Here is a 22,346-nt window from a genome sequence, read left to right on the forward strand (position 1 = left end):
CTATCATTAGGATTATATATAGACTGGAGATGCGAAAATGACACAACCAGATTATCTAATTATCAAGGCGAAAAAAGATGGAGTAAATGTCATTGGGCTTACGAGAGGCAATGACACGAAGTTTCACCATACCGAAAAGCTAGATAGGGGAGAAGTCATGATCGCACAGTTTACTGAGCATACCTCCGCTATCAAAATTCGGGGTGAAGCTGAAATTCATACAGCTCACGGTGTAATTGCGAGCGAAGAAAAAGAATGACCGTATATCTTACGGGAATGGAGCTTACTGATGGAAACAAAAGGATTCACTGACCAAGTCGACAATTATATACACCATTTGCGACGCGCTATTTATCAACCAGTGGTCGAACGAGATGCCGGGCATGCTCCGATTGATAGGAGAAAAGCTTCGTTGCTCCTATTGCCTTTACTTAACGGAGAGCAATGGACAGATGAGATGCAAACCGCAGCGTTGGCCATCGGTGCCATCCACACGGCCTTTGACGTCCATGATCAAATCGATATCGTCGATGCTTCATCCAAAGAACAGCAATTGATGGTACTTGCGGGCGACCACTTCAGCGGTATTCACTATAAGCTATTGGCGTCGATTCCAAACTTCCATCTCATTCGTTCCTTATCATCGGCGATTGGCAGAGTAAATGAATGCAAGACGACATTGCTTCAAGCGCCGCCGTCCACTCTTGAAGAGCGGTTACAGTTAATTACTGAAGTGGAAAGTGCATGTATTGTGAAATTCTTCGATACATTCGGCTTTAGTCGCTACACACACATTATTGAGACGGTTTTCCCTTTCGTCTGGTTGCTTGACAGCAAACAGCATGAATTGAATCGGATGAAATTTCCGCATCTTGTACCGAGTACGCATGATACACAAAGTTGGATCGATCAATTACAACAACAACTGAATGACACAATAGAGAACAGCTTTCATTTACATACTGAAGTAATAGCAAAGTTGCAGAAAATGACGAAACAATGAGGAAGAAAACTGAAGTGGAGAAAGAAGGGTCGAACTGTGGCGGTCTCAAAAGAAGAAAAAGTTCATAACGTCTTTGAAAAAATTTCGACAGACTATGATAAAATGAATTCCGTGATCAGTTTCAATCAACATATTAAATGGCGGAATGATATTATGATACGCATGAATGTACAGCCAGGGGCTAAAGCACTTGACGTTTGCTGTGGTACGGCAGACTGGACAGTTGCATTGGCTCAAGCTACAGGACCTGCTGGTGAAGTCATTGGCTTGGACTTCAGTGCCAACATGCTAGATTCCGGCAGAGACAAAGTGGCGCCTTATCCGCATGTTACGTTGGTTCAAGGTAACGCTATGTCACTTCCGTTTGCGGACAATTCATTTGATTATGTGACGATCGGATTTGGTCTTCGGAATGTCCCTGATTACTTGACTGTATTAAAAGAAATGCGACGCGTGTTAAAGCCAGGTGGAATGGCAGTGTGTTTGGAAACATCTCAACCTAAAATACCTGTCTACCGTCAAGGGTTCCGCTTCTATTTCAAATATATTATGCCGTTGTTCGGTAAACTTTTTGCAAAAAGCTATAAAGAATATTCTTGGCTTCAAGAATCAGCAAATGATTTCCCAGGCATGAAAGAGCTGGCACAGCTTTTTGTCGATGCGGGTTATCAAGAAGTTTCGTATAAGTCTTACAGTGGCGGTGCGGCGGCAGGCCATATCGCTTACAAATAATGAGTACACGGGAGAAGGTAATGGCGTTGGAAAAAATTAAGTTGATGTCGCTTTATACGGATTTCCGCAAAGATATGTCCTATATTGAAAAAGAGCTTGAGCGTTCCGTGCAATCCTCTTCTCCCATTGTTCGTCAGGCTTCCTTGCATTTATTGAAAGCGGGAGGGAAAAGAATCCGGCCGATTTTCGTTATAATGGCTGCTCAATTTGGAACATATTCGCTGGAAAACGCTGCAAAAATTGCAGTATCTCTTGAATTGATCCACATGGCATCTCTTGTCCATGATGATGTAATTGATGATTCTGATATGCGACGCGGTTTAGAAACTGTTAAAGCGAAGTGGAACAATCGGGTAGCCATGTATGCGGGGGATTTCATCTTTTCACGAGCGCTGACATCTATCGGTAATATCGAGAAAGCACCTGTTCATCAGATTCTCGCAGAAACGATGCTGGAGATCTGTAAAGGAGAAATCATCCAGATAGATTTCCAACAACAAACCGATCAAGATCTACGCGACTATTTGAAACGTATTAAGCGAAAAACTGCTTTGCTATTATCCTCCAGTTGTGAACTCGGCGCACTTAGTGCGGATGCGGATGCTCAAACTGTACGGAAACTCAAAAGATATGGGTATTTCACTGGAATGGCATTTCAAATTGTCGACGATATCTTGGACATCACTTCAACAGATGCAGAACTTGGGAAACCGGCAGGAAGCGACTTATTAAATGGTCATATTACATTGCCTGTTTTATACATAAAAGATGATGAACAATTTATGCCCTACATGAAACGTGCGTTTACTGGGATGATGGAAGAATCGGATAGACAAGCGATGCTTCGCTATATTCGACAGAGTGGTGCTATCGAAAAAGCACAGCATGTAAGTGATCTGTACTTAATCAAGGCATTGAAAGAGTTAGAAAGTCTGCCAAATGGCAAGTCGAAGAAAGCATTGACTCAAATCGCTGATTTTATCGGTCAACGAAAATATTGACGATGTTTGTTAATAGTTGAAAGAAAAAGGCGTCAATGTTACGATTTAAAAGGGAATATCCCTATAGAAGATCGAAGGAGTGTTTTGGAGATGGAAAGAACATTTTTAATGGTAAAGCCTGACGGCGTACAACGTAACCTTGTAGGTGAAATCGTTGGTCGTTTCGAAGACAAAGGATATCAATTAGTTGGCGGGAAATTAATGAATATTTCTCAAGAACTTGCTGAACAACATTACGGAGAACATAAAGAACGTCCATTCTTCGGAGAACTTGTAGAATTTATCACTTCTGGACCAGTTTTCGCAATGGTATGGGAAGGCGAGAACGTCATCTCTACTGCTCGCTTAATGATGGGTGCAACGAATCCAAAAGAATCTGCTCCTGGAACTATTCGTGGAGATTTCGCTGTAACAGTAGGCAAGAATATTATTCATGGTTCAGACTCAGCTGAGTCAGCAAGCCGCGAGATTAACTTGTTCTTTAAAGAAGAAGAGCTTGTGACTTATGACAAAACAGTGAACAACTGGATTAATTAATCGCCAAAAACAGCCGAGCGAATTTCGCATGGCTGTTTTTCTTATACATACAACATACTTTTTCCGCTATAATGAGAACGTACATAAGAAAGAAAAGGCAACAGGGGGTTGTGAAATGTCTGATTATTCGATGTTAATTCAAGGGGTCAAAAAGAAAACCGGAATCGATTTGTCTTTGTATAAAGAAGCCCAGATGAAGAGGAGACTCACTTCACTATATGAAAAGAAAGGCTTTCGTAATTTTAAAGACTATTCTCTAGCGATTCAAACGGACAAAGACTTATTGGAAGAATTCTTGGACCGCATGACGATTAATGTGTCAGAATTTTACCGCAACGCCATACGTTGGAACGTCTTAGAGAAGAAAATCTTTCCTCAATTACTGGAGAAAAATACTCGCTTAAAAATTTGGAGTGCGGCTTGTTCTACCGGAGAAGAGCCCTATTCACTTGCGATGGTTCTATCCTCGTATCTTCCATTGCGTGATATCTCCATCTATGCCACAGATCTGGATATGGGTGTATTGAATCGAGCCAAAGTAGGTCTTTACAATGAACGCGCATTAAAAGAGGTGCCGAAGCCAATCGTCGATAAGTTCTTCATAAAAGAAGGTGCTTCCTATCAAGTGGTAGAAGATATTAAGAAGACCGTTACATTCAAACAGCACAACTTGCTGGAAGATCGCTACGATACGAACTACGATTTGATCGTTTGCCGTAATGTGATGATCTACTTCACGGAAGAAGCGAAAGATCAGATTTACACCAACTTCTCCAAAGCACTAAAACCGGGTGGTATTCTGTTCGTTGGAAGCACAGAACAAATATTCAATCCTGAAAAATACAACTTTGAATCAGTAGATACATTCTTTTATAGAAAAAAATACTAAACTACGTTACGGAGGAATGGAATATGCGCTATATAACAGCTGGAGAATCACATGGTCCACAGCTTACGGCTATCATTGAAGGATTACCTGCACAGATGGAACTAACTGCTGAGATGATCAATAAAGAATTGAAGAGAAGACAAGGTGGTCACGGTAGAGGCCGTAGGATGCAAATAGAGAAGGATCGTGTAGAGATCTCATCAGGTGTACGTCATGGTAAAACAATGGGCTCGCCCGTCACGCTGACAGTTGTCAACGATGATTGGAAACATTGGACAGGCATCATGGGTGTAGAACCCCTGCCTGAAGACGTAAATCCGGAAGATGTGAAGCGTCAGATCACTCGTCCCCGACCTGGACACGCGGATCTAGTCGGTGGTATGAAGTATGGTCACCGTGACTTGCGAAATGTTTTGGAGCGTTCATCCGCACGTGAGACGACGATGCGCGTTGCAATCGGTGCGGTAGCCAAGCAATTCTTGCGTCAACTTGGAATTGAAACGATAGCGCATGTGACAGAAATTGGTGGCATCGAAACGGACCCAGCAGCTTACGCGAATCTTTCTATTGAAGAACTACGCGCGATCGTAGAAGAAGATGCTGTGTATTGTGCGGACAAAGATGCGTCTGTCAAAATGACGGAAGCTATAGATGATATTAAAAAGCGTGGCGATACACTAGGTGGCGTAGTGGAAGTGATCATTGAAGGATGTCCTCCTGGAATTGGTAGCTACGTACAATTTGATCGCAAAATGGATGGCAAGCTTGCAGGCGCTATGATGAGCATCAACGCGTTTAAAGGTGTAGAAGTTGGTTTAGGGTTTGATATGGCTAAAATGCCAGGCAGTGAAGTACATGATGAAATCGGCTGGAATGAGGAGTTGGGGTATTACCGGAAATCCAATCGTTTAGGTGGACTTGAAGGTGGAATGACAACAGGTATGCCAATTGTAGTTCGCGGTGTAATGAAACCTATCCCCACGCTTTATAAGCCACTGGAAAGCGTAGACATTGATACGAAGGAATCTTTCGTTGCAACGATTGAGCGTTCCGATCCTTGTGCGGTTCCTGCTGCATCCGTCGTAGCTGAACATGTCATCGCTACAGAAATGGCTAAAGCGATTATGGAGGAATTCCGTTCAGATACGATGGATGGTTTACAGAAGGATATTGAACAATATAGACAATATGTAAAGGAGTTTTAAGATGGAGAAGTTAACGGTTTCCGTCCGCGATCACCAATACGATGTCTATGTAGGTTCGAATACGTATGAATTATTTTCGACTGAATATGCAGAATTGCTACGTACTACAGATAAAATCGGAATTATTGCCGATGCACATGTGGCAGAACTGCATCTTCCATTACTGCATGAAGCTCTAGTCCGTTCTGGTCGCGAGGTATCGATGAAAATCGTACCTGGCGGCGAGAAGTGTAAAATGCCAGAAGTCTACGTTGATTGTCAGTCGTTCTTACTGACTGAAGGGTTTACACGAAACTCACTTTTGATCGCATTTGGCGGTGGAGCATGTGGGGATTTAACAGGCTTTGTGGCAGCGACGTTTATGCGGGGAATTCGCTTCATTCAATGTCCGACAACTGTGCTTGCGCATGACAGTGCAGTCGGTGGTAAAACAGCTATCAATATGCCAGAAGGGAAAAACATGGTGGGGTCCTTCCATCAACCTTCAGCCGTATTGTTTGATACGGATGTATTCAACACATTGCCTGCATCAGAAATGCGTTCTGGCTTAGCAGAATTGGTCAAGCACGCTTTTATTTCGGATCCTTTGTGGACGGAGCAATTACTCGAAAAAGAACAGTTTTCTACACCTTCTATAAAATGGCTTGAAAAAGAATTGCTGCAAGGCATTAAGGTAAAAGCAGATATCGTGGGAGAAGATGAGTTTGAGAACTCTACGCGCAAATTTCTGAATTTCGGCCATACCTTTGGCCACGCAGTAGAAGCGGCCTCTGGATTCGGTAGCCTCAGTCATGGTGAATGTGTCATGATTGGTATGGGCTACGCTTTCTTGCTAAGTGAAAAATACGGTGATCTACCTGAAGGATTCACGAATCGCTATCTTCACTTCGCCAACAATAATGGCTATACATTTAAGCCGGTATTCTCTTATAGCTTTGAAGAGTTATTATCCTATATGCAAAAGGATAAAAAAGCTTCATTCGGCAAGATGAATTTTGTTTTATTGCAAAAAATCGGTGAACCTTTTGTAAAAGAAATTAGTTCAGAAGAGTGTCAATCGGCATTTGAAGAATTCAAAGGAAAATTGAAAAGCGAGGGAATTGTATGAATGTAAGAGGAATTAGGGGTGCGACAACAGTTGAACATGATCACGCGGAAGAAGTGTTACAAGCGACAGAATCACTTGTACTCGAAATGGCAGAAGCGAATCAATTCAAACCGGAAGATATTGGTTCTGTGATAGTTTCCACTACAGTAGATGTCAAAGCGGCATTTCCCGCAAAAGCGATCCGCTCGATTGAAGGCTGGACGTATGTACCGGTCATGTGTACACACGAAATAGATGTACCTGGCTCTATGCGTAAGTGTATACGCGTCATGATGAATGTCCATACATCTAAAAAACAAGAAGAAATACAACATATTTATCAAAATAATGCCGTTCAATTACGACCTGATTTACAAAAATAATATAGCGGAAGTTAGGGGGAGCTATCTAATGAAGTGGAAACCAATATTACACACGATGAAACCTTATACACCTGGACGTTCATTAGAAGATGTCAAACGTACATATGGCTTGCAAGAAGTACATAAGCTCGCTTCAAACGAAAACCCTTACGGTTCATCACCTGAAGTCGCAGCATATTTACGCTCAAAGGCAGCCCAATTTGAGATGTATCCAGATGCTTACACTGCTGGCTTACGTGGAAAACTTGCGGAATTCCATCAAATCGATCCGAATGAAATTCTTTTCGGCAATGGTTCAGATGAGATTGTCACCATTATTTCCCGTGCAATACTACAACCGGGGACTAATACGGTCATGGCTTCTACAACTTTCCCTCAGTACGCACATAATGCAAAAATAGAAGGTGCTGAAATTCGTGAAGTAGCTATGTTAGAAAACGGCGATCATGATTTAGAAGGCTTTTTGAAAATGACTGATGAAGATACAGCTGTCATCTGGGTGTGTAATCCAAATAATCCGACAGGTAATTTATTGTCGAGTGAATCGATAATAAACTTCTTGGATCGAGTACCTGAAACAGCACTTGTTGTTCTCGATGAAGCATACTTCGAGTTTGTAACAGATCCAGCACAGCAAGATGCCATGCAGTGGATTCATGATTATAAAAATTTGATCATACTTCGAACGTTTTCAAAAGCATACGGCTTGGCGAGTTTCCGTATAGGTTATGGCGTTGCCAACGAAAGCGTGGTTTCTGAACTTAATAAAGTACGGAATCCTTTCAACAACAGCTCACTTGCATTAGCAGTAGCCGAAGTGGCTCTTGCGGATCAACAATTCCTTCAAACGTGTGTAACTAAAAATGATGAAGAACGAAAACGGTATGCAGACTATGCGAAACAGCATGCATTGGCGATCTATCCGTCAGCTACAAATTTTGTATTAATGGCGGTACCTGGAGACGCAGATGCTGCATGCGAAGTGTTATTGCAAAACGGATACATTGTCCGCAGTGGGAATCTGCTGGGCACACCAGGATTTGTTCGCGTGACGATCGGAACGCACGAGCAAAATACAGGTTTCTTTAAAGCGTTTGATCAACTATTAACTAACCAATAAGGATAGATGACAATGAAAACGACGGTAAGTATAATTGGACTCGGATTGATCGGAGGATCACTGGGTCTAGCATTAAAACGAAATCCAGAAATTCAGATTGTAGGTTTTGACCGTTCCTATGCGACTGCAGATGAAGCATTTCGTAGAGGGATTATTGACACGGTAGCGCCTTCCGCAAAATCAGCCTGTGAACAGGCTGACTTTGTTATTTTCGCGACGCCTGTCAATACGACGGTTGCTCTTTTTGAAGAAGCCGTTAACTGGGACTTCAAAGAACATGTCATCGTCTCGGATACAGGAAGTACGAAAAAGCCAATTATGGATGCTGCGAAGATTTTACGAGAAAGAGGGATTACCTTCATAGGGGGCCATCCAATGGCGGGTTCCCATAAAAGTGGTGTATCTGCTGCGATAGAGCATCTTTTTGAAAACGCGTATTACATCCTTACGCCGGATGAATCAACGACTGAAGAACAACTCGAGGTTATGGAAAAATGGTTATCTGCAACAAAAGCCAAATTGATTGTCCTGCAAGCGGAAGAGCACGACCGTATGACAGCAATCATCAGCCACTTCCCGCATATTGTAGCTTCTTCATTAGTTGGACGTTTGGCTGCACAAGAAGAGCAACAACCATTTGTGAAAAAGCTCGCTGCAGGTGGATTCCGCGATTTAACACGTATTGCTTCAGCAGATCCTGTCATGTGGCGTGATATTACGATCCAAAACAGAGAAGAATTATTGTCACAAGTCGATGGCTGGCTTGCCGAAATGAATAGCATTCGCGCTATGCTAGAGGACAATAATCCTGATCATATATTTGACTTCTTTGCGCAGGCGAAAACATACCGCGATCAGCTTCCTTCTACAAATGAAGGCGCACTTCAAGGGGCGCTTTATATGACGTTTGATTTACACATCGATGTACCGGATCATCCGGGGGTCATTTCCGAAATCACAAAAATCTTGGCAGAAGCCAATATTAGCTTAACCAATATACGTATCGTGGAAACACGAACGGATGTGTACGGTATTTTAGTTGTCAGTTTCCAGTCAGCTACAGAACGTAAGAGAGCTCGTCAAGTATTGACAGCAGAAACTGATTACTCTATGCACGTACTTTAAGAGGAGGAGAGCGTAATGTCAGAACAACAGACGGTTTCATTTGAAAAGCCGGTTCTTCGCGGCGCTTTACAAGTACCTGGAGACAAATCCATTTCCCACCGTGCAGTTATGTTGGGATCCATTGCGAAAGGCAAAACGACTATTAGTGGTTTTTTGGATGGTGAAGATTGTTTGAGCACGATTGAAATGTTCAAACAGCTTGGGGTGAAGATTACTCGTAACGGAACGAATGTGACGGTAGAAAGTCCTGGCATTGCGAACTGGCAGACCCCCGCTACAGCACTTGACGCGGGTAATTCAGGAACGACTGCTCGTTTAATGTTGGGCATATTATCCGGTTCCCCCGTAACATCTGAAATGTGCGGAGATCAATATTTATCTAAGCGTCCGATGAAACGTGTGACGAACCCTTTGGAAGAAATGGGTGCAGACATTACAAGCAAAGGAACAGCCGATTATTTACCACTGACAATCACCGGTAAAACGTTGCAAGCAATCGACTATTTAATGCCGGTTGCTAGTGCGCAAGTAAAGTCCGCCGTATTACTTGCAGGTCTCCAAGCGAAAGGCACTACGTCCGTTACAGAAATAGCTACATCACGGGATCACACGGAACGTATGCTTGTACAGTTTGGTGCAAAGTTAGAACAACAGGGTCAAGTAATCCGGATTGAAGGCGGTCAGCAACTGACTGGAACGAATGTTGTCGTACCAGGCGACATTTCTTCTGCTGCATTTTTCATGGTAGCGACGGCATTAGTGGAAAACAGCGATGTGTCGTTTCTGAAAGTTGGATTGAACCCTACTCGAACAGGTATACTAGATGTACTAGAAGCGATGGGTGTTGAAATGGAACTTTCAGATGAACAAGGCTTTTCGGGAGAGCGTTATGGCACTGTCCGAATCAAGCATTCGAAATTGCGAGGAACCGAAATCGGCGGAGAGTTAATTCCGAGATTGATCGATGAACTTCCTGTGCTTGCTTTATTGGCAACGCAAGCAGATGGACAGACCGTCATTAAAGATGCAGAAGAACTTCGTGTCAAAGAGACGGATCGAATTGAAGCTGTCGCTACGGAATTACGGAAACTTGGAGCGGATATCGAGACCACACCGGATGGCATGATCATTAATGGGCCGACGCCACTAACGGGTGCCACACTTCAATCATACGGTGACCACCGTTTAGGTATGATGGCGGCGGTAGCGGGATTGATTACATCAAGTCCTGTTCAAATCGACAATCCATCTTGTATCGCGATTTCCTATCCACACTTTTTCGAAGACCTATCGGAGCTAGTCAATCCATAAAGTAGAATAGAAAGCTCAGGTGAAAAAATGAATGAATTGCAGGAATTAGAGCAAATCGTACTCGATGGAGATGTAGATGCTCTACAAGATAAAATACAGAAACTGCAAGCTGCTAACGACTATGACGCATTATATAATGTCGCAAATCTATTGATCGACTATGGATTCATTGGACAAGCTGATGATATATTCTCTCAGTTGATGCAAGTATTCCCTGATGAAGCCCAGTTGAAAATAGATCGTGCCGCGGCTTTACTGGAACTAGGTGAAGAGGACGAAGCGTTGTTATTGCTGACGGACATCTCACCGGACGAGGAAGAGTATGTACAAGCTTTGCTTGCACAAGCGGATTATTATCAAATGCTCGGACTTGCCGAAACGGCATTATCTAAAGTGCGTGAAGCGGCAACATTGGCTCCACACGAACCGGTCATCCAACTTGCAGAAGCAGAGCTGCTCTTGGAGTCGGGACGATACAGTGAAGCTGTGAGAATTTATAGCAAGCTTCATGAGACAACTGAAGAGGTCGCAGGCGTTCGTCTATCCTCACGGCTTGCGGAAGCGTACAGTGCAGGGGCTGCGTATGAGGAAGCCATTCCTTTCTATGAGGCATTACTGGATAAGGAAGCGAACCCTGAAGAATTGTTTGGATTAGGCTTGGCTTATTATCAAACTGGACGTTACTCGGAAGCAGTCACGCGTCTTGAGCAGTTGTTAGAAATGGATCCAGATTATTTTTCCGCTTATATGCTTGCGGGTCAAAGCTATGCGCAACAAAATGAAGACGACAAAGCGCTAGAGCTTTTCAAAAAAGGTATTGAACGGGATGAGTTCGATAAAGAATTGCAACTAGCGGCAGGGAAATCTGCTTTGAAATTGCAAATGCCACAACAAGCAGAAGAGCATTTAAAAGAAGCACTCGTTTTAGATCCAGAGTATATCGATGCACTGGTAACACTTGCTTCGGTGTATGAAAATCAGGAAGAAGATGAAGCGTTAATTGACTTGCTAACGTACTCTGAAGCAGATCAATTAGAAATTCCTTTACTTCATGCTTTTCTCGCATACGCCTATGAACGTATAGAAGATTACGAAAAAGCGTATGAAATGTATTTCAGAGCATATGATGGGATGAACGAGGATGCTACTTTCTTAGATCAATATGCACGATTCTTGCTGGAAGAAGGTAAGCGTGATGAAGCGTTATCCATCATTCAGCAGTTGGTAAGAATCGCTCCGCATGAAGAAGAATGGACGGCATACATCGCGCAATCTGAAGAGGAGGGGTAAGATGAAGGCCATGGTTCCTGTAGCTGCCAAGAAAGAATTTTTAAGGTGGTTTTTAAAGCGCTATCGATTAAAGCGGCGGGAATGTGTATGGATTTTAAATTATCTTCTCAGCAACGAACATTTATTAACAAATGTTCATTTTACAAATGAAGCGCATCATTGCCCGCGCGCCATGATCATTTCAACTACAGAAGTGGACAGTATCCCATTTCGCTTCTACAAGGGCAATTTGATGACAGCTGATGCGGAAAAGTCATTTCATGACCTCAGACTGCATCCTGACGAGGATATGTTTATCCAACTGAATTTCAAAAACAGCAACAAATGTCCTGAGTACGCAAGTGTGGCGGAAGAGAATCCTTATTTACCGGAAGATCTTCTAAAGAAAAAGAAAGACCAACAAATAGCGGAAAAGCTGTTAGAGGAAAGTTTCACATTAACGACAAATGACATGTTGCTGAAAAGGATCGACGAAGCGCTAGATAATGGTGACCGTGAGCTGTTTATTAGTCTGACAGCTATGTTGAATGAGATGAAAAAAGATAAAGACGTCAGCCAATGATTTCGCCCTTCGCGGTGGAATCATTGGTTTGCGTTGCGCGATAATATAAGCTAAACTTTACTGGATGATCCAAGGAGGAATGACAATGAACTGGGTTCCAAAAGACGTGGATACGTATATAAATCAGAAAGAATATATTGATACTGTCGTTGTGCCTTTAATAGCTATAGACACACGACCTGACACGATGAAAAACAGCGCTTCTTCTTCTGAATTCTTGATGAATCTGTCGATGTTCATAGAAAAGCAATTTAAAGGGCGTATGATGTTCATGCCGCCTGTTTCGTACACGCAGTCAACTGACTTGCAGCAATTAGCGGATACGTTGTCAAAGGACTTGGAGAAGTCATCCTTTACGCATGTCTTCTATCTAACAACGGACCCTAAGTGGACGAGCGTGACGGTGGAAGGTAAAGTCGTTTGGCTGCCGTCTATCCCTCTAGAAACGATGGACAACCATCTACGTCAAACCATCATGGAAGATCAGCTACGACAAGTTCTGACACACTTTATGGAGAGTTGGAACGTGCAGTGAGAGTCTAACGTGGAGTACTAAAAGTAGAGGATTTGCGCTGCGAAGGCGCATTTGACATAAAAGTGCCACTTCATTTCGGTGTAGAACTTGAAGTCCATCTAGTTTCATGTCATTATCAGTACAGAGACTTTCTAAACACCGTCTGAGAAAGGATACAAGCACTAGTTGGAACTTATTTAAAGGTAGTTCGTCGTTTGTCACCAAATCTTAATATTTGTCGACAAACTTAAGCACCTACTAAAAGCATTATTGAATTTAGTTTCATATTGATATATCATAGATATGTCCTAGTATTACAATTAGCAAAAGAATGTCCGTGGGACTGACTTTGGAGTAAGAGGAGGGAAATTACTGATGAGCAATAAAGTGTCAAGACGCACGTTCCTAAGTTATACATTAATGGGAACTGGTGGGTTCATGGCCTCTGCAATGCTGATGCCGATGATTCGTTTCGCAATTGATCCTGTACTGGCTAGTGCTGGCGGTTCGGATATGATTCCAACACCGCAAAAAGAAGCCGATCTTACAGAAACACCGGTTCGTGTAGACTATACAATCAAAGATCGACAAGATGCATGGTATACTTCTGACGAATCTAACACAGCTTGGGTCTACAAAGAAGGCGACAAAGTCATAGCACTTTCTCCAGTCTGTAAACACTTAGGGTGTACAGTAAACTGGGAAGGCGACGAGCATAAAAACGAGTTTTTCTGCCCTTGTCACGCTGGACGTTACAAAAAAAATGGTGATAACATTCCAGGAACACCGCCGCTTGGGCCGCTTGATGAGTATGAAGTAGAAATCATCGACGGATTTGTCTATCTTGGTGCAGTAATACCGAACACATTAGTCTAAAGGGTAAGGGGGTACGAACGCAGTGTTAAATAAAATTTATGATTGGGTGGATGAACGGTTAGATATCACTCCAATTTGGCGAGATATCGCTGACCACGAAGTACCTGAGCACGTAAACCCTGCACATCATTTTTCTGCATTCATCTATTGTTTCGGAGGTTTGACGTTTTTCGTAACGGTTATCCAAATCTTGTCTGGTATGTTCCTGACAATGTATTACACACCGGATATTGAAAACGCATGGAAATCAGTTTTCTACCTTCAAAACGATGTTGCATTCGGTGAACTTGTGCGAGGGATGCACCACTGGGGAGCTTCGTTAGTTATCGTAATGATGTTCCTACATACTTTGCGTGTATTCTTTACAGGGTCGTATAAGAAGCCTCGTGAATTGAACTGGATCGTCGGAGTACTAATCTTCGTCGTCATGCTAGGTCTTGGATTCACAGGTTATCTATTACCTTGGGATATGAAAGCTCTATTTGCAACAAAAGTTGGGATTGAGATTGCCGCGTCAGTACCTTTCATCGGAGAACAGATTAAAATCCTTCTCGCGGGTGATTCCACGATTCTAGGTGCTCAGACGTTAACAAGATTCTTCGCGATTCATGTATTTTTCCTACCGGCTGCTTTGCTTGGGTTGCTCGCAGCACACTTTATCATGATCAGAAGACAAGGTATTTCCGGACCACTATAAGAACCAATTTTTTGGTTAGGGTCATCTGAAATTTAAGAAGGAGGGAATAACATGCACCGCGGAAAAGGGATGAAATTTGTTGGGGATTCGCGCATCAAGGCTTCAGGCAAGATGTCGAATACACCAAAGGATTATTCAGAATATCCGGGTAAAACCGAAGCATTCTGGCCAAACTTTCTATTAAAAGAGTGGATGGTTGGAGCAGTTTTCTTAATCGGCTACCTAATCGTTACTCTTGCACACCCGTCACCGCTTGAACGTCAAGCGGACCCGACGGATACAATGTATATACCGGTTCCAGACTGGTATTTCCTATTCATGTATCAGTTATTGAAATATGAATTCGCTTCCGGTCCTTATAACGTGATCGGTGCGATCGTAGTTCCTGGATTGGCAGTTATGGCTTTAATGCTAGTTCCTTTCATGGATACTACGAAAGAAAGACGTCCATTCAAGCGTCCATTGCCAACAGGCTTCATGATTCTTTCATTCTTGGCTATCTTCTACTTGACTTGGGAATCAGTCGAAAACCACGACTGGGAAGCAGCAAAAGTTCAAGGTGCAATTGTAGATGAAGTAGAATTCGATGAAACAGCTGAAGGGTATGAGATCTATCAGGGCTCTTCCTGTATTGGCTGTCACGGTGACTCCTTCCAAGGTGGATTGGGCTTACCGTTAACTAACACAGGCATGACTGCTGATGAAATTATCGAAATCGCTCATGACGGCCGAGGAGCTATGCCTCCTGGTACATGGGAAGGTTCAGATGAAGATCTTCAAGTACTTGCTGAATTCATAGCTGAGCTAGAAACGAAGTAAGAAAAAAGAGTCAGGAAACTGACTCTTTTTTTCTATATATTTATCCATACTATATAATACATAGGAGTAAAATATTTCGGTGAAAGTGGTGATGTTTTTGCGAATGGCATGGACACAAATCTGGATGATCCTTTCTCATAAATCTTTCTTATGGATCCTTCTTTTCATTAATATATTAGGCTCGGTCTATGGATATGATTGGTATATGTGGCAACTGGAAATCACAGAGCCAAAATACTGGATTTTTGTACCGGATAGTCCTACAGCCACTTTGTTCTTTTGTATCGCTATAATAGGCTGGCTACTCAATCGAAACTTCAAATTGATGGAAGCTCTTGCACTCATTACTTTAGTAAAGTATGGTTTATGGGCTGTCGTTATGAATGTGTTAACACTCGTTGTAACGGGTTCAATCGGCTGGGTAGGCTGGATGTTGATTGGTTCTCACTTTGCGATGGCATTACAAGGAATCTTATATTTACCGAAATATAAATTTAAAGCTTGGCATATACTTATTGCCTCCATTTGGACACTTCATAATGACGTAATCGACTATGTTTTTGGACAAATGCCGATCTATCATGACCTTACGCAATACAGTCCTCAGATCGGTTATTTCACATTTTGGTTATCTATTGCTTGTATAGCTATTGCGATGTGGAATTATAAGTCAAGACTAGACCTACAGGCTTTGAAAGCATAGTTAAAAGTTGCAGTAAGCAAGTAAACATTATAAAATTAAGGGTAGAGAGAAAGGGGAGAGATAGACGTGTTCTGGATTTACTTTGGTGTCATTTTATTGCTTCCTATCTATGCGCAATTTAAAGTGAAAAGCACATATAAAAAGTATTCAAAGATTCGTTCTACTTCTGGGATGACCGGTGCTCAAGTAGCGAGACTCATTCTGGATCAAAACGGTTTACATGATGTAAAAGTTGTGGAAAGCCAAGGATTCTTAACGGATCACTATAACCCAATGACAAAAATCGTGGCGTTGTCCACAAGTAACTACCACGAATCATCTGTAGCCGGTACAGCGGTGGCAGCGCACGAAGTGGGCCACGCTATTCAAGACAAAGAAGCTTATTCCTTCTTGCGTTTCCGTCACCGATTGGCGCCGGTCGCAAGTTTAACTTCTAATGCATCTTGGGTATTTATCATGATCGGGATCATCTTCTCTAGCATGAACTCTTTGCTAGGGATCGGGATTCTGTTGATGGCAGTTGGGGTGCTATTCCAAATTGTCACATTGCCGGTAGAGTTTAACGCATCATCACGTGCAATGGATCAAATCGTTCAACTAGGTATCATTCGTAACGATGAAGAACCACAGGCGAAAAAAGTATTGAGTGCAGCCGCGATGACATACGTTGCTGCAACAGCAGTAGCAGTACTTGAACTAGTGCGTTTGATTTTAATCTTTACAAGCCGCGACTAATTAAGGAAAAAATCCTTCTGCTCATGCAGAAGGATTTTTTAATCGCCGATAGGTCGTTTTTGTTCATCTAATGTGAATCCTTCACCCATCACGTCATGTACTTCCATCATGGAGACAAACGCTTCAGGATCTACAGTGGTGATAAGATTTTTCAATCGAATCATTTCATTTTTTCCGACAACGCAATACAGTATTTCACGATTTTCTTTTGAGAAATGACCGTATCCTTTAAACACTGTCACGCCTCTTTCCATTGAATCTGCAATTTTACTAGCGATTTCATCGGGCGAGTTCGTAACGATGAATGCACCTCTCGCAGAATAGGCTCCTTCTTGTACGAAATCGATCACCCGTGCGCCGACGAATAATGCAACCAACGTATACATCATCGAGCGGTAATCTAAATAGACAACCCATGATAATAAAATGATAGCGGCGTCAAACACAAACATTGTTTTCCCCATCGTCACTCCATATTTCTTATGCACAAGTCTCGCGATAATATCGGAGCCACCTGTCGTTCCACCGCTTCTAAAGATAATACCTAGTCCTACACCAATGAATACACCTGCAAACAGTGCGACTAAAAACAAATCCCCTTCCATATGAATACTCACTTCATATTTCATGAAGATTTTAATGAAGATCGACACTGCCACTGTGCCAATGACGGTATAAATGAAGGAGCGTCTGCCAAGCATCTTCCACCCTATTAAAAACATCGGGATATTCAGTAATAAGTTCATTAAAGCAGGGTCCCAATTGAAAGCAAACAGCAAGATCAAGGTAATCCCGGTAAATCCGCCTTCTGCAAGTTCATGTTGGATCGTAAAGTTCACGAGTCCGAAACTAAATAACGCAGCACCCAACATAATCAATAAAATATTTCGTACACGAATTCCAGCGAACAAACACAACACTCCTTCCGTTAATCGATCCTTGGTGTAATTGAGCTTCTTGTTCTATGTAGCTTGTCCCATGTACGCGCGTATTATCATCCGATGATACGTACAATATACATAGTATGTGCTAAATATTATATTTTGACAATAGCCAAAAGAATGCATACGATAGGAAGGGGAGCTGATGGTGATGACTAAAACGATGGAACAATTGCAACAAGATGTGGACACATACATAACTGGTTTTAAAGAAGGATACTTTCCTCCGATGGAACTGATCGCACGGCTGACAGAAGAGTTAGGAGAGTTATCCCGTGAAGTGCAAGATCGCTACGGTATGAAGAAGAAAAAATCTACTGAAGCTGTACGAACGTTGGAAGAAGAAACAGGTGACCTATTATTCGTCCTCATCTGTTTTGCTAATTCACAACAAATTAATTTATCAGAAGCGCTTGATACGGTATTGACTAAATTCAACACAAGGGATAAAGACCGTTGGACTAAAAAGGAGGAAACAGAATGACGATTAAATTAGCGATAGCAGGTGCACGTGGAAGAATGGGTGGAACTGCTATAGTAGCAGGGACGGAAGCAGCGGATATTGAGATCGTAGCCGTGCTGGATTATAAACATGATGGAGAATACCTACATAATGGAGCCATAACCGATACAAAAGAAGGGATACCGATTTATACATCACTTGCAGCGTTGTATGCTGCACACCACCCGAATGTATTACTCGATGTGACAGATCCTGATGCGGTGTTCGCTAACGCAAGCGAAGCATTGTCGCTAGGTATGAACGTAGTGGTCGGCACGTCGGGATTGACTGCCGAAATGCTCACAGATTTAGAGAACCTTTCTACTGAACAGCAGAAAAGCTGTATTATTGCACCGAACTTCTCGATAGGTGCCGTTCTTATGATGAAATTTGCTCAACAAGCTGCCCGTTATTTAGGAGACGTTGAAATACTTGAAATGCACCATGACCGGAAATTGGATGCACCGTCTGGAACAGCTGTCAAAACGGCTGAGATGATCCGTGAAGTACGTGCAGCCCACATCCAAGGTCACCCAGAAGAACAAGAGACAGTTAAAGGCGCACGCGGGGCTGATATCGAAGGTATGAAGATTCACAGTATTCGTTTACCAGGATTACTCGCACACCAAGAAGTACTACTTGGCGGTGAAGGGGAATTGCTCAAGATCCGTCATGATTCATTCGACCGGAAGTCCTTTATGCCGGGTATACTACTAGCGGTTCGTGAATCTGTTTCTACTCCACGATTCATCTACGGCCTTGAAAAAATTATAGATTAAACTTTTGCAGTGAGGCGGTTTATGTATGCAACAAAGAAAATTAAAAGTAGGTGTCATTTGTTATCCTTCACTTGGAGGATCAGGTGTAGTGGCGACGGAGTTAGGGCTTAAAATGGCGAATAATGGTCATGAAATGCATTATATTACGTCGAGTAAACCGTTTCGTTTTTTGGATATCCATCCGAATATCCACTTTCATGAAGTGACGATTGAAGGATATGCAGTTTTTAAATATCCTCCGTATGACATCGCCCTTGCCAACCGCATCGCGCAAGTCATCGAATCGGAACAGCTGGATTTGCTGCATGTCCACTACGCAGTGCCACACGCAATTTCCGCTATTCTGGCGAAAGATATGGCGCAATCATCTATTGGGATCATCACGACTCTACATGGCACCGATGTGACGATTCTGGGTCACGACCCTGCATTAAAAAATACATTGTCTTATGGTATTAATAAATCCGATCGTGTAACGGCTGTCTCGCGCTCGTTACGCAATGAGACGATCGAGTTGTTGCAACCGACGACCGAAATTCGAACGATTTATAACTTCATCGATGAAGAAAAATATTATCCACGTGAAGTTGGACGACTTCGGGAAGAACTCGGTATTGCGCCAGATGAGAAAGTATTAATCCATATATCTAATTTCCGTAAAGTGAAGCGTATTCCAGATATTATCGAAAGCTTCCGTTTAATTGATCAGCAGCATAAGGCGAAATTGCTGTTAGTCGGTGAAGGTCCTGAGAAATTTGGCTTGGAAGAATTTGTTGAGCACAATGGATTGCAAGACGATATTTTATTCTTAGGAAAACGTGATGATCTACCGGATTTATTATCCCTCAGCGATGTGATGTTATTGCTGTCTGAGAAAGAGGCATTCGGTCTCGTGTTGCTTGAGGCTTTTGCTTGTGGAGTGCCAGCTGTAGCCAATGCGATCGGTGGAATCCCGGAAGTTGTAGAAGATGGAGTCAACGGATTTTTAGTAGAACTAGGTGATGTACAAGCCGTCGCAAATCGTGTGACACAGTTGCTGAGTGATTCTCATCTGCATCAACAAATGAAGAGAAATGCTAGGCAAACGGTACAAAAAGAATTCAGTTCCGAATCCATCGTAGCGCAATATGAAGAATTATATTATGAAGTGGCGGCGATGAAATGACAACTTCATTTGGTTCGGCGGCAAGCCGGCAAGTAATTAGAGAGTTACACGCAGCAGGCTATGAAGCTGTCTTTGTTGGCGGTGCAGTACGTGACGCCCAGCTCGGTAAAAAACCGTTGGATATAGACATTACGACTTCCGCGACTCCTCATCAAGTCAAAGAAGTATTCAGACATACTATTGATATAGGTATTGAACACGGTACGATCTTGGTGCTCCTGCATGGTGAACCAATTGAAGTGACGACATACCGTACAGAAGCTACATACAGCGACCAGCGTCATTCTGTCCCTTCCTTGCAAGCTGATTTGCAGCGCCGTGACTTTACGATCAATGCGCTCGCTATGACAGTGGATGGAGAATTGATTGATGTATTTGACGGACTGAAAGATTTGAAGCAAAAGATTATTCGGTCCGTCGGAAACCCGGAAGAACGTCTAAAAGAAGATCCACTGCGTATTTTCCGTGCCTTGCGCTTTTCCTCCGTCTTGAATTTCGACATCGATTCCGAGACATTGCAGACGATGAAAACGCTAGCTCCTTCATTGCGTCATGTGGCGATGGAACGGATCAAAACAGAAATGGATAAATTGTTTCAAGGGCAGAATCCTTCTCGAGCGTTTCAGTATGGCCGTGAAATTGGCTTGCCAGAACGGTTTCCCGAGTTATTTTCAGCATTTGAATCATTGGATTGCTATACACCATTTCTTCACGCACGCCATGGCTTCGCGGCGATGCTTGCAGTGACGGACACGACCGCAACGGAACTGGCTAGGTACTTCAAATTGTCTAATGAAGAAAAACGTTTTCTGAAACAGTGTGAAGAAGCCCTTGCTCTACGTATACAACGAGCGTTTGATCCATGGGATTTCTATAGCTATCCAACCGACGTACTGGAAGTAGTAGGGAAAATCTATAGCACACATCATGAAGGTCATGATCTAAGCAATCAGCAAATTGAACAGTATAAAAACCAATTATCGATTTCGCAACGCACAGACTTGGCTTTCACCGGTAACGACTTATTGAAATGGTCTGGAAAAAGCGGTGGCAAATGGACAAGTGATTGGATTATGAAAATTGAACGAGCAGTTGTCTACGGACAAATTGAAAATGACGCACTGGCGATAAAGGAATGGTTTATAAATGAAATCTCCCGTGAAAAGTGAATTATTGAAACGATTGTTTGCTGCACAAGGTGAACCCATATCGGGTCAAGATATTGCCGATGAATTCGGTCTATCGCGCACAGCGATTTGGAAATATATTAAAGAGCTTGAAGAAGAGGGGTACGAAATTGGGTCACAGCGTAAAAAAGGTTATTACTTAATCGATGCACCCGATTTAGTGAATCAAGGGAATATTACCGAATATTTAAAGACCGAACGCTATGGTCGAGTCATTAAATATTTCACATCGGTGCCTACTACACAGACCATTGCACATGAAGACGCGCAAAATGGAGCGGAAGATGGCACATTGATTATTGCGGAAGAACAGACAGCCGGCAAAGGACGTTTGGCGAGACCGTGGCAGTCAAAAGCAAATCGGGGTATTTGGATGAGTTTGATTATTCGTCCTGATTTGGCACCTCAATACGCACCGCAACTGACATTGGTTGCAGCCGTCGCAATTGTTCGTGCGATTGAAGAAGTGGCAGATATTCAGCCGGTTATTAAGTGGCCGAACGATATTTTGCTCAACGGCAAAAAAATCACAGGTATCTTGACAGAGCTTCAGTCCGATCCTGATCGTGTCAAAGCGATTATTTTAGGGATGGGGATCAATGCCAATCAGCAGCAGTCTGATTTCCCTGAAGAACTGCAAATGATTGCGACTTCATTACGCATTGAAAAGGGAGAGATGATTGACCGTGCACAATTAGTGGCGGCCATTCTGAAGTACCTCGAGCAATATACAGATTTATATGTCGAAAAAGGATTTGCACCGATTAAAATTTTATGGGAGAGCTATGCTGCGATAACGGGTAAGAGAATTAAAGCCAGCATGGTCCATGAAACAGTTGAAGGGATTGCGCTGGGTATTTCCCATGATGGTATGTTAGAACTACAACTGGCAGATGGTACTGTACGTGGAATTTATTCCGCAGACATCGAAGTTAAGAATTAAAACTATACATAAACTGACTGTTTTGATATAGTGTACGCATAGGGCGGTATCGATTTGAGAGCTGCACCTGTTTGGCAAATGAATTATATACAAGTTCTGCCTTGATCTATTTAGACAGGGACGGAGGAAGCATGATGAAACGCTTACGCAACCCTTCTGTCCAAATTTGGATCAGTAGGGTTTTATTTTTGGTTTTTTTGCCTACCAAACGCCTGCTGAAATCAGACGTAAAGGAGAAGA

General features: G+C 42.7%; 26 protein-coding genes. 25 read left to right on the forward strand and 1 reads right to left on the reverse strand.

The window, feature by feature from the left end; translation table 11 throughout:
* Positions 1-37 precede the first annotated feature (37 nt).
* The 20 genes from mtrB (at position 38) to CSV61_RS03965 (ending at position 16,589) form a co-directional block, all read left to right on the forward strand.
* Positions 38-259: a trp RNA-binding attenuation protein MtrB gene (gene mtrB, locus CSV61_RS03870; protein WP_029053045.1), complete on the forward strand. Its 222-nt coding sequence runs from the start codon at positions 38-40 to the stop codon at positions 257-259.
* Between the two features lie 30 nt (positions 260-289).
* A complete protein-coding gene (locus tag CSV61_RS03875) occupies positions 290-1,003 on the forward strand; it encodes a heptaprenyl diphosphate synthase component 1 (RefSeq protein ID WP_099638169.1) in 714 nt (237 codons plus the stop codon).
* Positions 1,004-1,039: 36 nt separating this feature from the next.
* A complete protein-coding gene (locus CSV61_RS03880) occupies positions 1,040-1,735 on the forward strand; it encodes a demethylmenaquinone methyltransferase (protein ID WP_099638170.1) in 696 nt (231 codons plus the stop codon).
* Between the two features lie 26 nt (positions 1,736-1,761).
* Positions 1,762-2,736, forward strand: coding sequence for a polyprenyl synthetase family protein (locus tag CSV61_RS03885; RefSeq protein WP_099638231.1), 975 nt, complete (start codon positions 1,762-1,764; stop codon positions 2,734-2,736).
* 90 nt (positions 2,737-2,826) lie between these two features.
* Positions 2,827-3,273 (forward strand): nucleoside-diphosphate kinase, encoded by a 447-nt coding sequence (ndk, locus tag CSV61_RS03890; protein WP_029053042.1) that lies wholly within the window; start codon positions 2,827-2,829, stop codon positions 3,271-3,273.
* 115 nt (positions 3,274-3,388) lie between these two features.
* Positions 3,389-4,162 carry a CheR family methyltransferase gene (locus tag CSV61_RS03895; protein WP_083035588.1) on the forward strand — a complete coding sequence of 258 codons (774 nt, stop codon included), beginning with the start codon at positions 3,389-3,391 and terminating at the stop codon, positions 4,160-4,162.
* Positions 4,163-4,185: 23 nt separating this feature from the next.
* Positions 4,186-5,367 (forward strand): chorismate synthase, encoded by a 1,182-nt coding sequence (gene aroC, locus CSV61_RS03900; RefSeq protein WP_099638171.1) that lies wholly within the window; start codon positions 4,186-4,188, stop codon positions 5,365-5,367.
* Between the two features lies 1 nt (position 5,368).
* Positions 5,369-6,475: a 3-dehydroquinate synthase gene (gene aroB / locus CSV61_RS03905; RefSeq protein WP_099638172.1), complete on the forward strand. Its 1,107-nt coding sequence runs from the start codon at positions 5,369-5,371 to the stop codon at positions 6,473-6,475.
* The gene (aroH, locus tag CSV61_RS03910) at positions 6,472-6,837 is read left to right on the forward strand and encodes a chorismate mutase (RefSeq protein WP_083035591.1); all 366 of its coding nucleotides are present in this window, start codon (positions 6,472-6,474) and stop codon (positions 6,835-6,837) included. Before aroB ends, aroH begins: the two co-directional genes overlap by 4 nt.
* Positions 6,838-6,865: 28 nt before the next feature.
* A complete protein-coding gene (gene hisC / locus CSV61_RS03915) occupies positions 6,866-7,957 on the forward strand; it encodes a histidinol-phosphate transaminase (RefSeq protein ID WP_099638173.1) in 1,092 nt (363 codons plus the stop codon).
* A gap of 12 nt (positions 7,958-7,969) precedes the next feature.
* Complete coding sequence (locus CSV61_RS03920) at positions 7,970-9,082, forward strand: prephenate dehydrogenase (protein WP_099638174.1); 1,113 nt, start codon at positions 7,970-7,972, stop codon at positions 9,080-9,082.
* Between the two features lie 15 nt (positions 9,083-9,097).
* Positions 9,098-10,393 (forward strand): 3-phosphoshikimate 1-carboxyvinyltransferase, encoded by a 1,296-nt coding sequence (gene aroA, locus CSV61_RS03925; RefSeq protein ID WP_099638175.1) that lies wholly within the window; start codon positions 9,098-9,100, stop codon positions 10,391-10,393.
* Positions 10,394-10,420: 27 nt separating this feature from the next.
* A complete protein-coding gene (locus tag CSV61_RS03930; protein WP_099638176.1) occupies positions 10,421-11,683 on the forward strand; it encodes a tetratricopeptide repeat protein in 1,263 nt (420 codons plus the stop codon).
* A gap of 1 nt (position 11,684) precedes the next feature.
* A complete protein-coding gene (locus tag CSV61_RS03935; RefSeq protein ID WP_083035596.1) occupies positions 11,685-12,245 on the forward strand; it encodes a ReoY family proteolytic degradation factor in 561 nt (186 codons plus the stop codon).
* A gap of 85 nt (positions 12,246-12,330) precedes the next feature.
* The gene (locus tag CSV61_RS03940; RefSeq protein ID WP_158233774.1) at positions 12,331-12,780 is read left to right on the forward strand and encodes a DUF2487 family protein; all 450 of its coding nucleotides are present in this window, start codon (positions 12,331-12,333) and stop codon (positions 12,778-12,780) included.
* Positions 12,781-13,131: 351 nt separating this feature from the next.
* On the forward strand, positions 13,132-13,635 hold the full coding sequence (locus CSV61_RS03945; RefSeq protein ID WP_099638177.1) for a Rieske (2Fe-2S) protein: 504 nt from the start codon (positions 13,132-13,134) through the stop codon (positions 13,633-13,635).
* 22 nt (positions 13,636-13,657) lie between these two features.
* Positions 13,658-14,332, forward strand: coding sequence for a menaquinol-cytochrome c reductase cytochrome b subunit (gene qcrB / locus CSV61_RS03950; protein WP_081244540.1), 675 nt, complete (start codon positions 13,658-13,660; stop codon positions 14,330-14,332).
* 51 nt (positions 14,333-14,383) lie between these two features.
* Positions 14,384-15,151, forward strand: coding sequence for a menaquinol-cytochrome c reductase cytochrome b/c subunit (locus CSV61_RS03955; protein WP_099638178.1), 768 nt, complete (start codon positions 14,384-14,386; stop codon positions 15,149-15,151).
* A 91-nt stretch (positions 15,152-15,242) separates the two neighbouring features.
* On the forward strand, positions 15,243-15,854 hold the full coding sequence (gene lhaT / locus CSV61_RS03960; protein WP_099638232.1) for a lipoprotein heptaprenylglyceryl N-acetyltransferase LhaT: 612 nt from the start codon (positions 15,243-15,245) through the stop codon (positions 15,852-15,854).
* A gap of 60 nt (positions 15,855-15,914) precedes the next feature.
* Positions 15,915-16,589 (forward strand): zinc metallopeptidase, encoded by a 675-nt coding sequence (locus CSV61_RS03965; RefSeq protein ID WP_099638179.1) that lies wholly within the window; start codon positions 15,915-15,917, stop codon positions 16,587-16,589.
* 38 nt (positions 16,590-16,627) lie between these two features.
* On the opposite strand, the gene CSV61_RS03970 is transcribed toward CSV61_RS03965, so the two are convergent.
* The gene (locus CSV61_RS03970) at positions 16,628-17,500 is read right to left on the reverse strand and encodes a YitT family protein (RefSeq protein WP_099638180.1); all 873 of its coding nucleotides are present in this window, start codon (positions 17,498-17,500) and stop codon (positions 16,628-16,630) included.
* Between the two features lie 175 nt (positions 17,501-17,675).
* Here CSV61_RS03970 and CSV61_RS03975 point away from each other — a divergent pair, with 175 nt between their 5' ends.
* Genes CSV61_RS03975 through CSV61_RS03995 form a run of 5 tightly spaced genes read left to right on the forward strand, consistent with a single transcriptional unit; the run spans position 17,676 to position 22,106 of the window.
* Positions 17,676-18,014: a nucleotide pyrophosphohydrolase gene (locus tag CSV61_RS03975; protein ID WP_199173579.1), complete on the forward strand. Its 339-nt coding sequence runs from the start codon at positions 17,676-17,678 to the stop codon at positions 18,012-18,014.
* Entirely contained in the window at positions 18,011-18,811 is an 801-nt protein-coding gene (dapB, locus tag CSV61_RS03980) for a 4-hydroxy-tetrahydrodipicolinate reductase (RefSeq protein WP_099638181.1), read from the forward strand. The genes CSV61_RS03975 and dapB overlap by 4 nt, the downstream gene beginning before the upstream one ends.
* 25 nt (positions 18,812-18,836) lie before the next feature.
* Positions 18,837-19,976 carry an N-acetyl-alpha-D-glucosaminyl L-malate synthase BshA gene (gene bshA / locus CSV61_RS03985; RefSeq protein WP_099638182.1) on the forward strand — a complete coding sequence of 380 codons (1,140 nt, stop codon included), beginning with the start codon at positions 18,837-18,839 and terminating at the stop codon, positions 19,974-19,976.
* A complete protein-coding gene (locus tag CSV61_RS03990) occupies positions 19,973-21,145 on the forward strand; it encodes a CCA tRNA nucleotidyltransferase (protein ID WP_099638183.1) in 1,173 nt (390 codons plus the stop codon). Before bshA ends, CSV61_RS03990 begins: the two co-directional genes overlap by 4 nt.
* Positions 21,123-22,106 (forward strand): biotin--[acetyl-CoA-carboxylase] ligase, encoded by a 984-nt coding sequence (locus CSV61_RS03995; protein ID WP_099638184.1) that lies wholly within the window; start codon positions 21,123-21,125, stop codon positions 22,104-22,106. Before CSV61_RS03990 ends, CSV61_RS03995 begins: the two co-directional genes overlap by 23 nt.
* Positions 22,107-22,346: the final 240 nt, after the last annotated feature.

The sequence above is a fragment of the Sporosarcina sp. P3 genome (assembly GCF_002743415.1).
GTDB lineage: Bacteria > Bacillota > Bacilli > Bacillales_A > Planococcaceae > Sporosarcina > Sporosarcina ureae_A.

Bases quoted from the DNA above. Each gene is read 5' to 3' on its own strand.
- mtrB (WP_029053045.1), top strand. From the start codon at position 38: ATGACACAACCAGATTATCTAATTATCAAGGCGAAAAAAGATGGAGTA.
- CSV61_RS03875 (WP_099638169.1), top strand. From the start codon at position 290: ATGGAAACAAAAGGATTCACTGACCAAGTCGACAATTATATACACCAT.
- ndk (WP_029053042.1), top strand. From the start codon at position 2,827: ATGGAAAGAACATTTTTAATGGTAAAGCCTGACGGCGTACAACGTAAC.
- CSV61_RS03895 (WP_083035588.1), top strand. From the start codon at position 3,389: ATGTCTGATTATTCGATGTTAATTCAAGGGGTCAAAAAGAAAACCGGA.
- aroC (WP_099638171.1), top strand. From the start codon at position 4,186: ATGCGCTATATAACAGCTGGAGAATCACATGGTCCACAGCTTACGGCT.
- aroB (WP_099638172.1), top strand. From the start codon at position 5,369: ATGGAGAAGTTAACGGTTTCCGTCCGCGATCACCAATACGATGTCTAT.
- aroH (WP_083035591.1), top strand. From the start codon at position 6,472: ATGAATGTAAGAGGAATTAGGGGTGCGACAACAGTTGAACATGATCAC.
- hisC (WP_099638173.1), top strand. From the start codon at position 6,866: ATGAAGTGGAAACCAATATTACACACGATGAAACCTTATACACCTGGA.
- CSV61_RS03920 (WP_099638174.1), top strand. From the start codon at position 7,970: ATGAAAACGACGGTAAGTATAATTGGACTCGGATTGATCGGAGGATCA.
- aroA (WP_099638175.1), top strand. From the start codon at position 9,098: ATGTCAGAACAACAGACGGTTTCATTTGAAAAGCCGGTTCTTCGCGGC.
- CSV61_RS03930 (WP_099638176.1), top strand. From the start codon at position 10,421: ATGAATGAATTGCAGGAATTAGAGCAAATCGTACTCGATGGAGATGTA.
- CSV61_RS03935 (WP_083035596.1), top strand. From the start codon at position 11,685: ATGAAGGCCATGGTTCCTGTAGCTGCCAAGAAAGAATTTTTAAGGTGG.
- CSV61_RS03940 (WP_158233774.1), top strand. From the start codon at position 12,331: ATGAACTGGGTTCCAAAAGACGTGGATACGTATATAAATCAGAAAGAA.
- CSV61_RS03955 (WP_099638178.1), top strand. From the start codon at position 14,384: ATGCACCGCGGAAAAGGGATGAAATTTGTTGGGGATTCGCGCATCAAG.
- lhaT (WP_099638232.1), top strand. From the start codon at position 15,243: ATGTTTTTGCGAATGGCATGGACACAAATCTGGATGATCCTTTCTCAT.
- CSV61_RS03975 (WP_199173579.1), top strand. From the start codon at position 17,676: ATGGTGATGACTAAAACGATGGAACAATTGCAACAAGATGTGGACACA.
- dapB (WP_099638181.1), top strand. From the start codon at position 18,011: ATGACGATTAAATTAGCGATAGCAGGTGCACGTGGAAGAATGGGTGGA.
- bshA (WP_099638182.1), top strand. From the start codon at position 18,837: ATGCAACAAAGAAAATTAAAAGTAGGTGTCATTTGTTATCCTTCACTT.
- CSV61_RS03990 (WP_099638183.1), top strand. From the start codon at position 19,973: ATGACAACTTCATTTGGTTCGGCGGCAAGCCGGCAAGTAATTAGAGAG.
- CSV61_RS03995 (WP_099638184.1), top strand. From the start codon at position 21,123: ATGAAATCTCCCGTGAAAAGTGAATTATTGAAACGATTGTTTGCTGCA.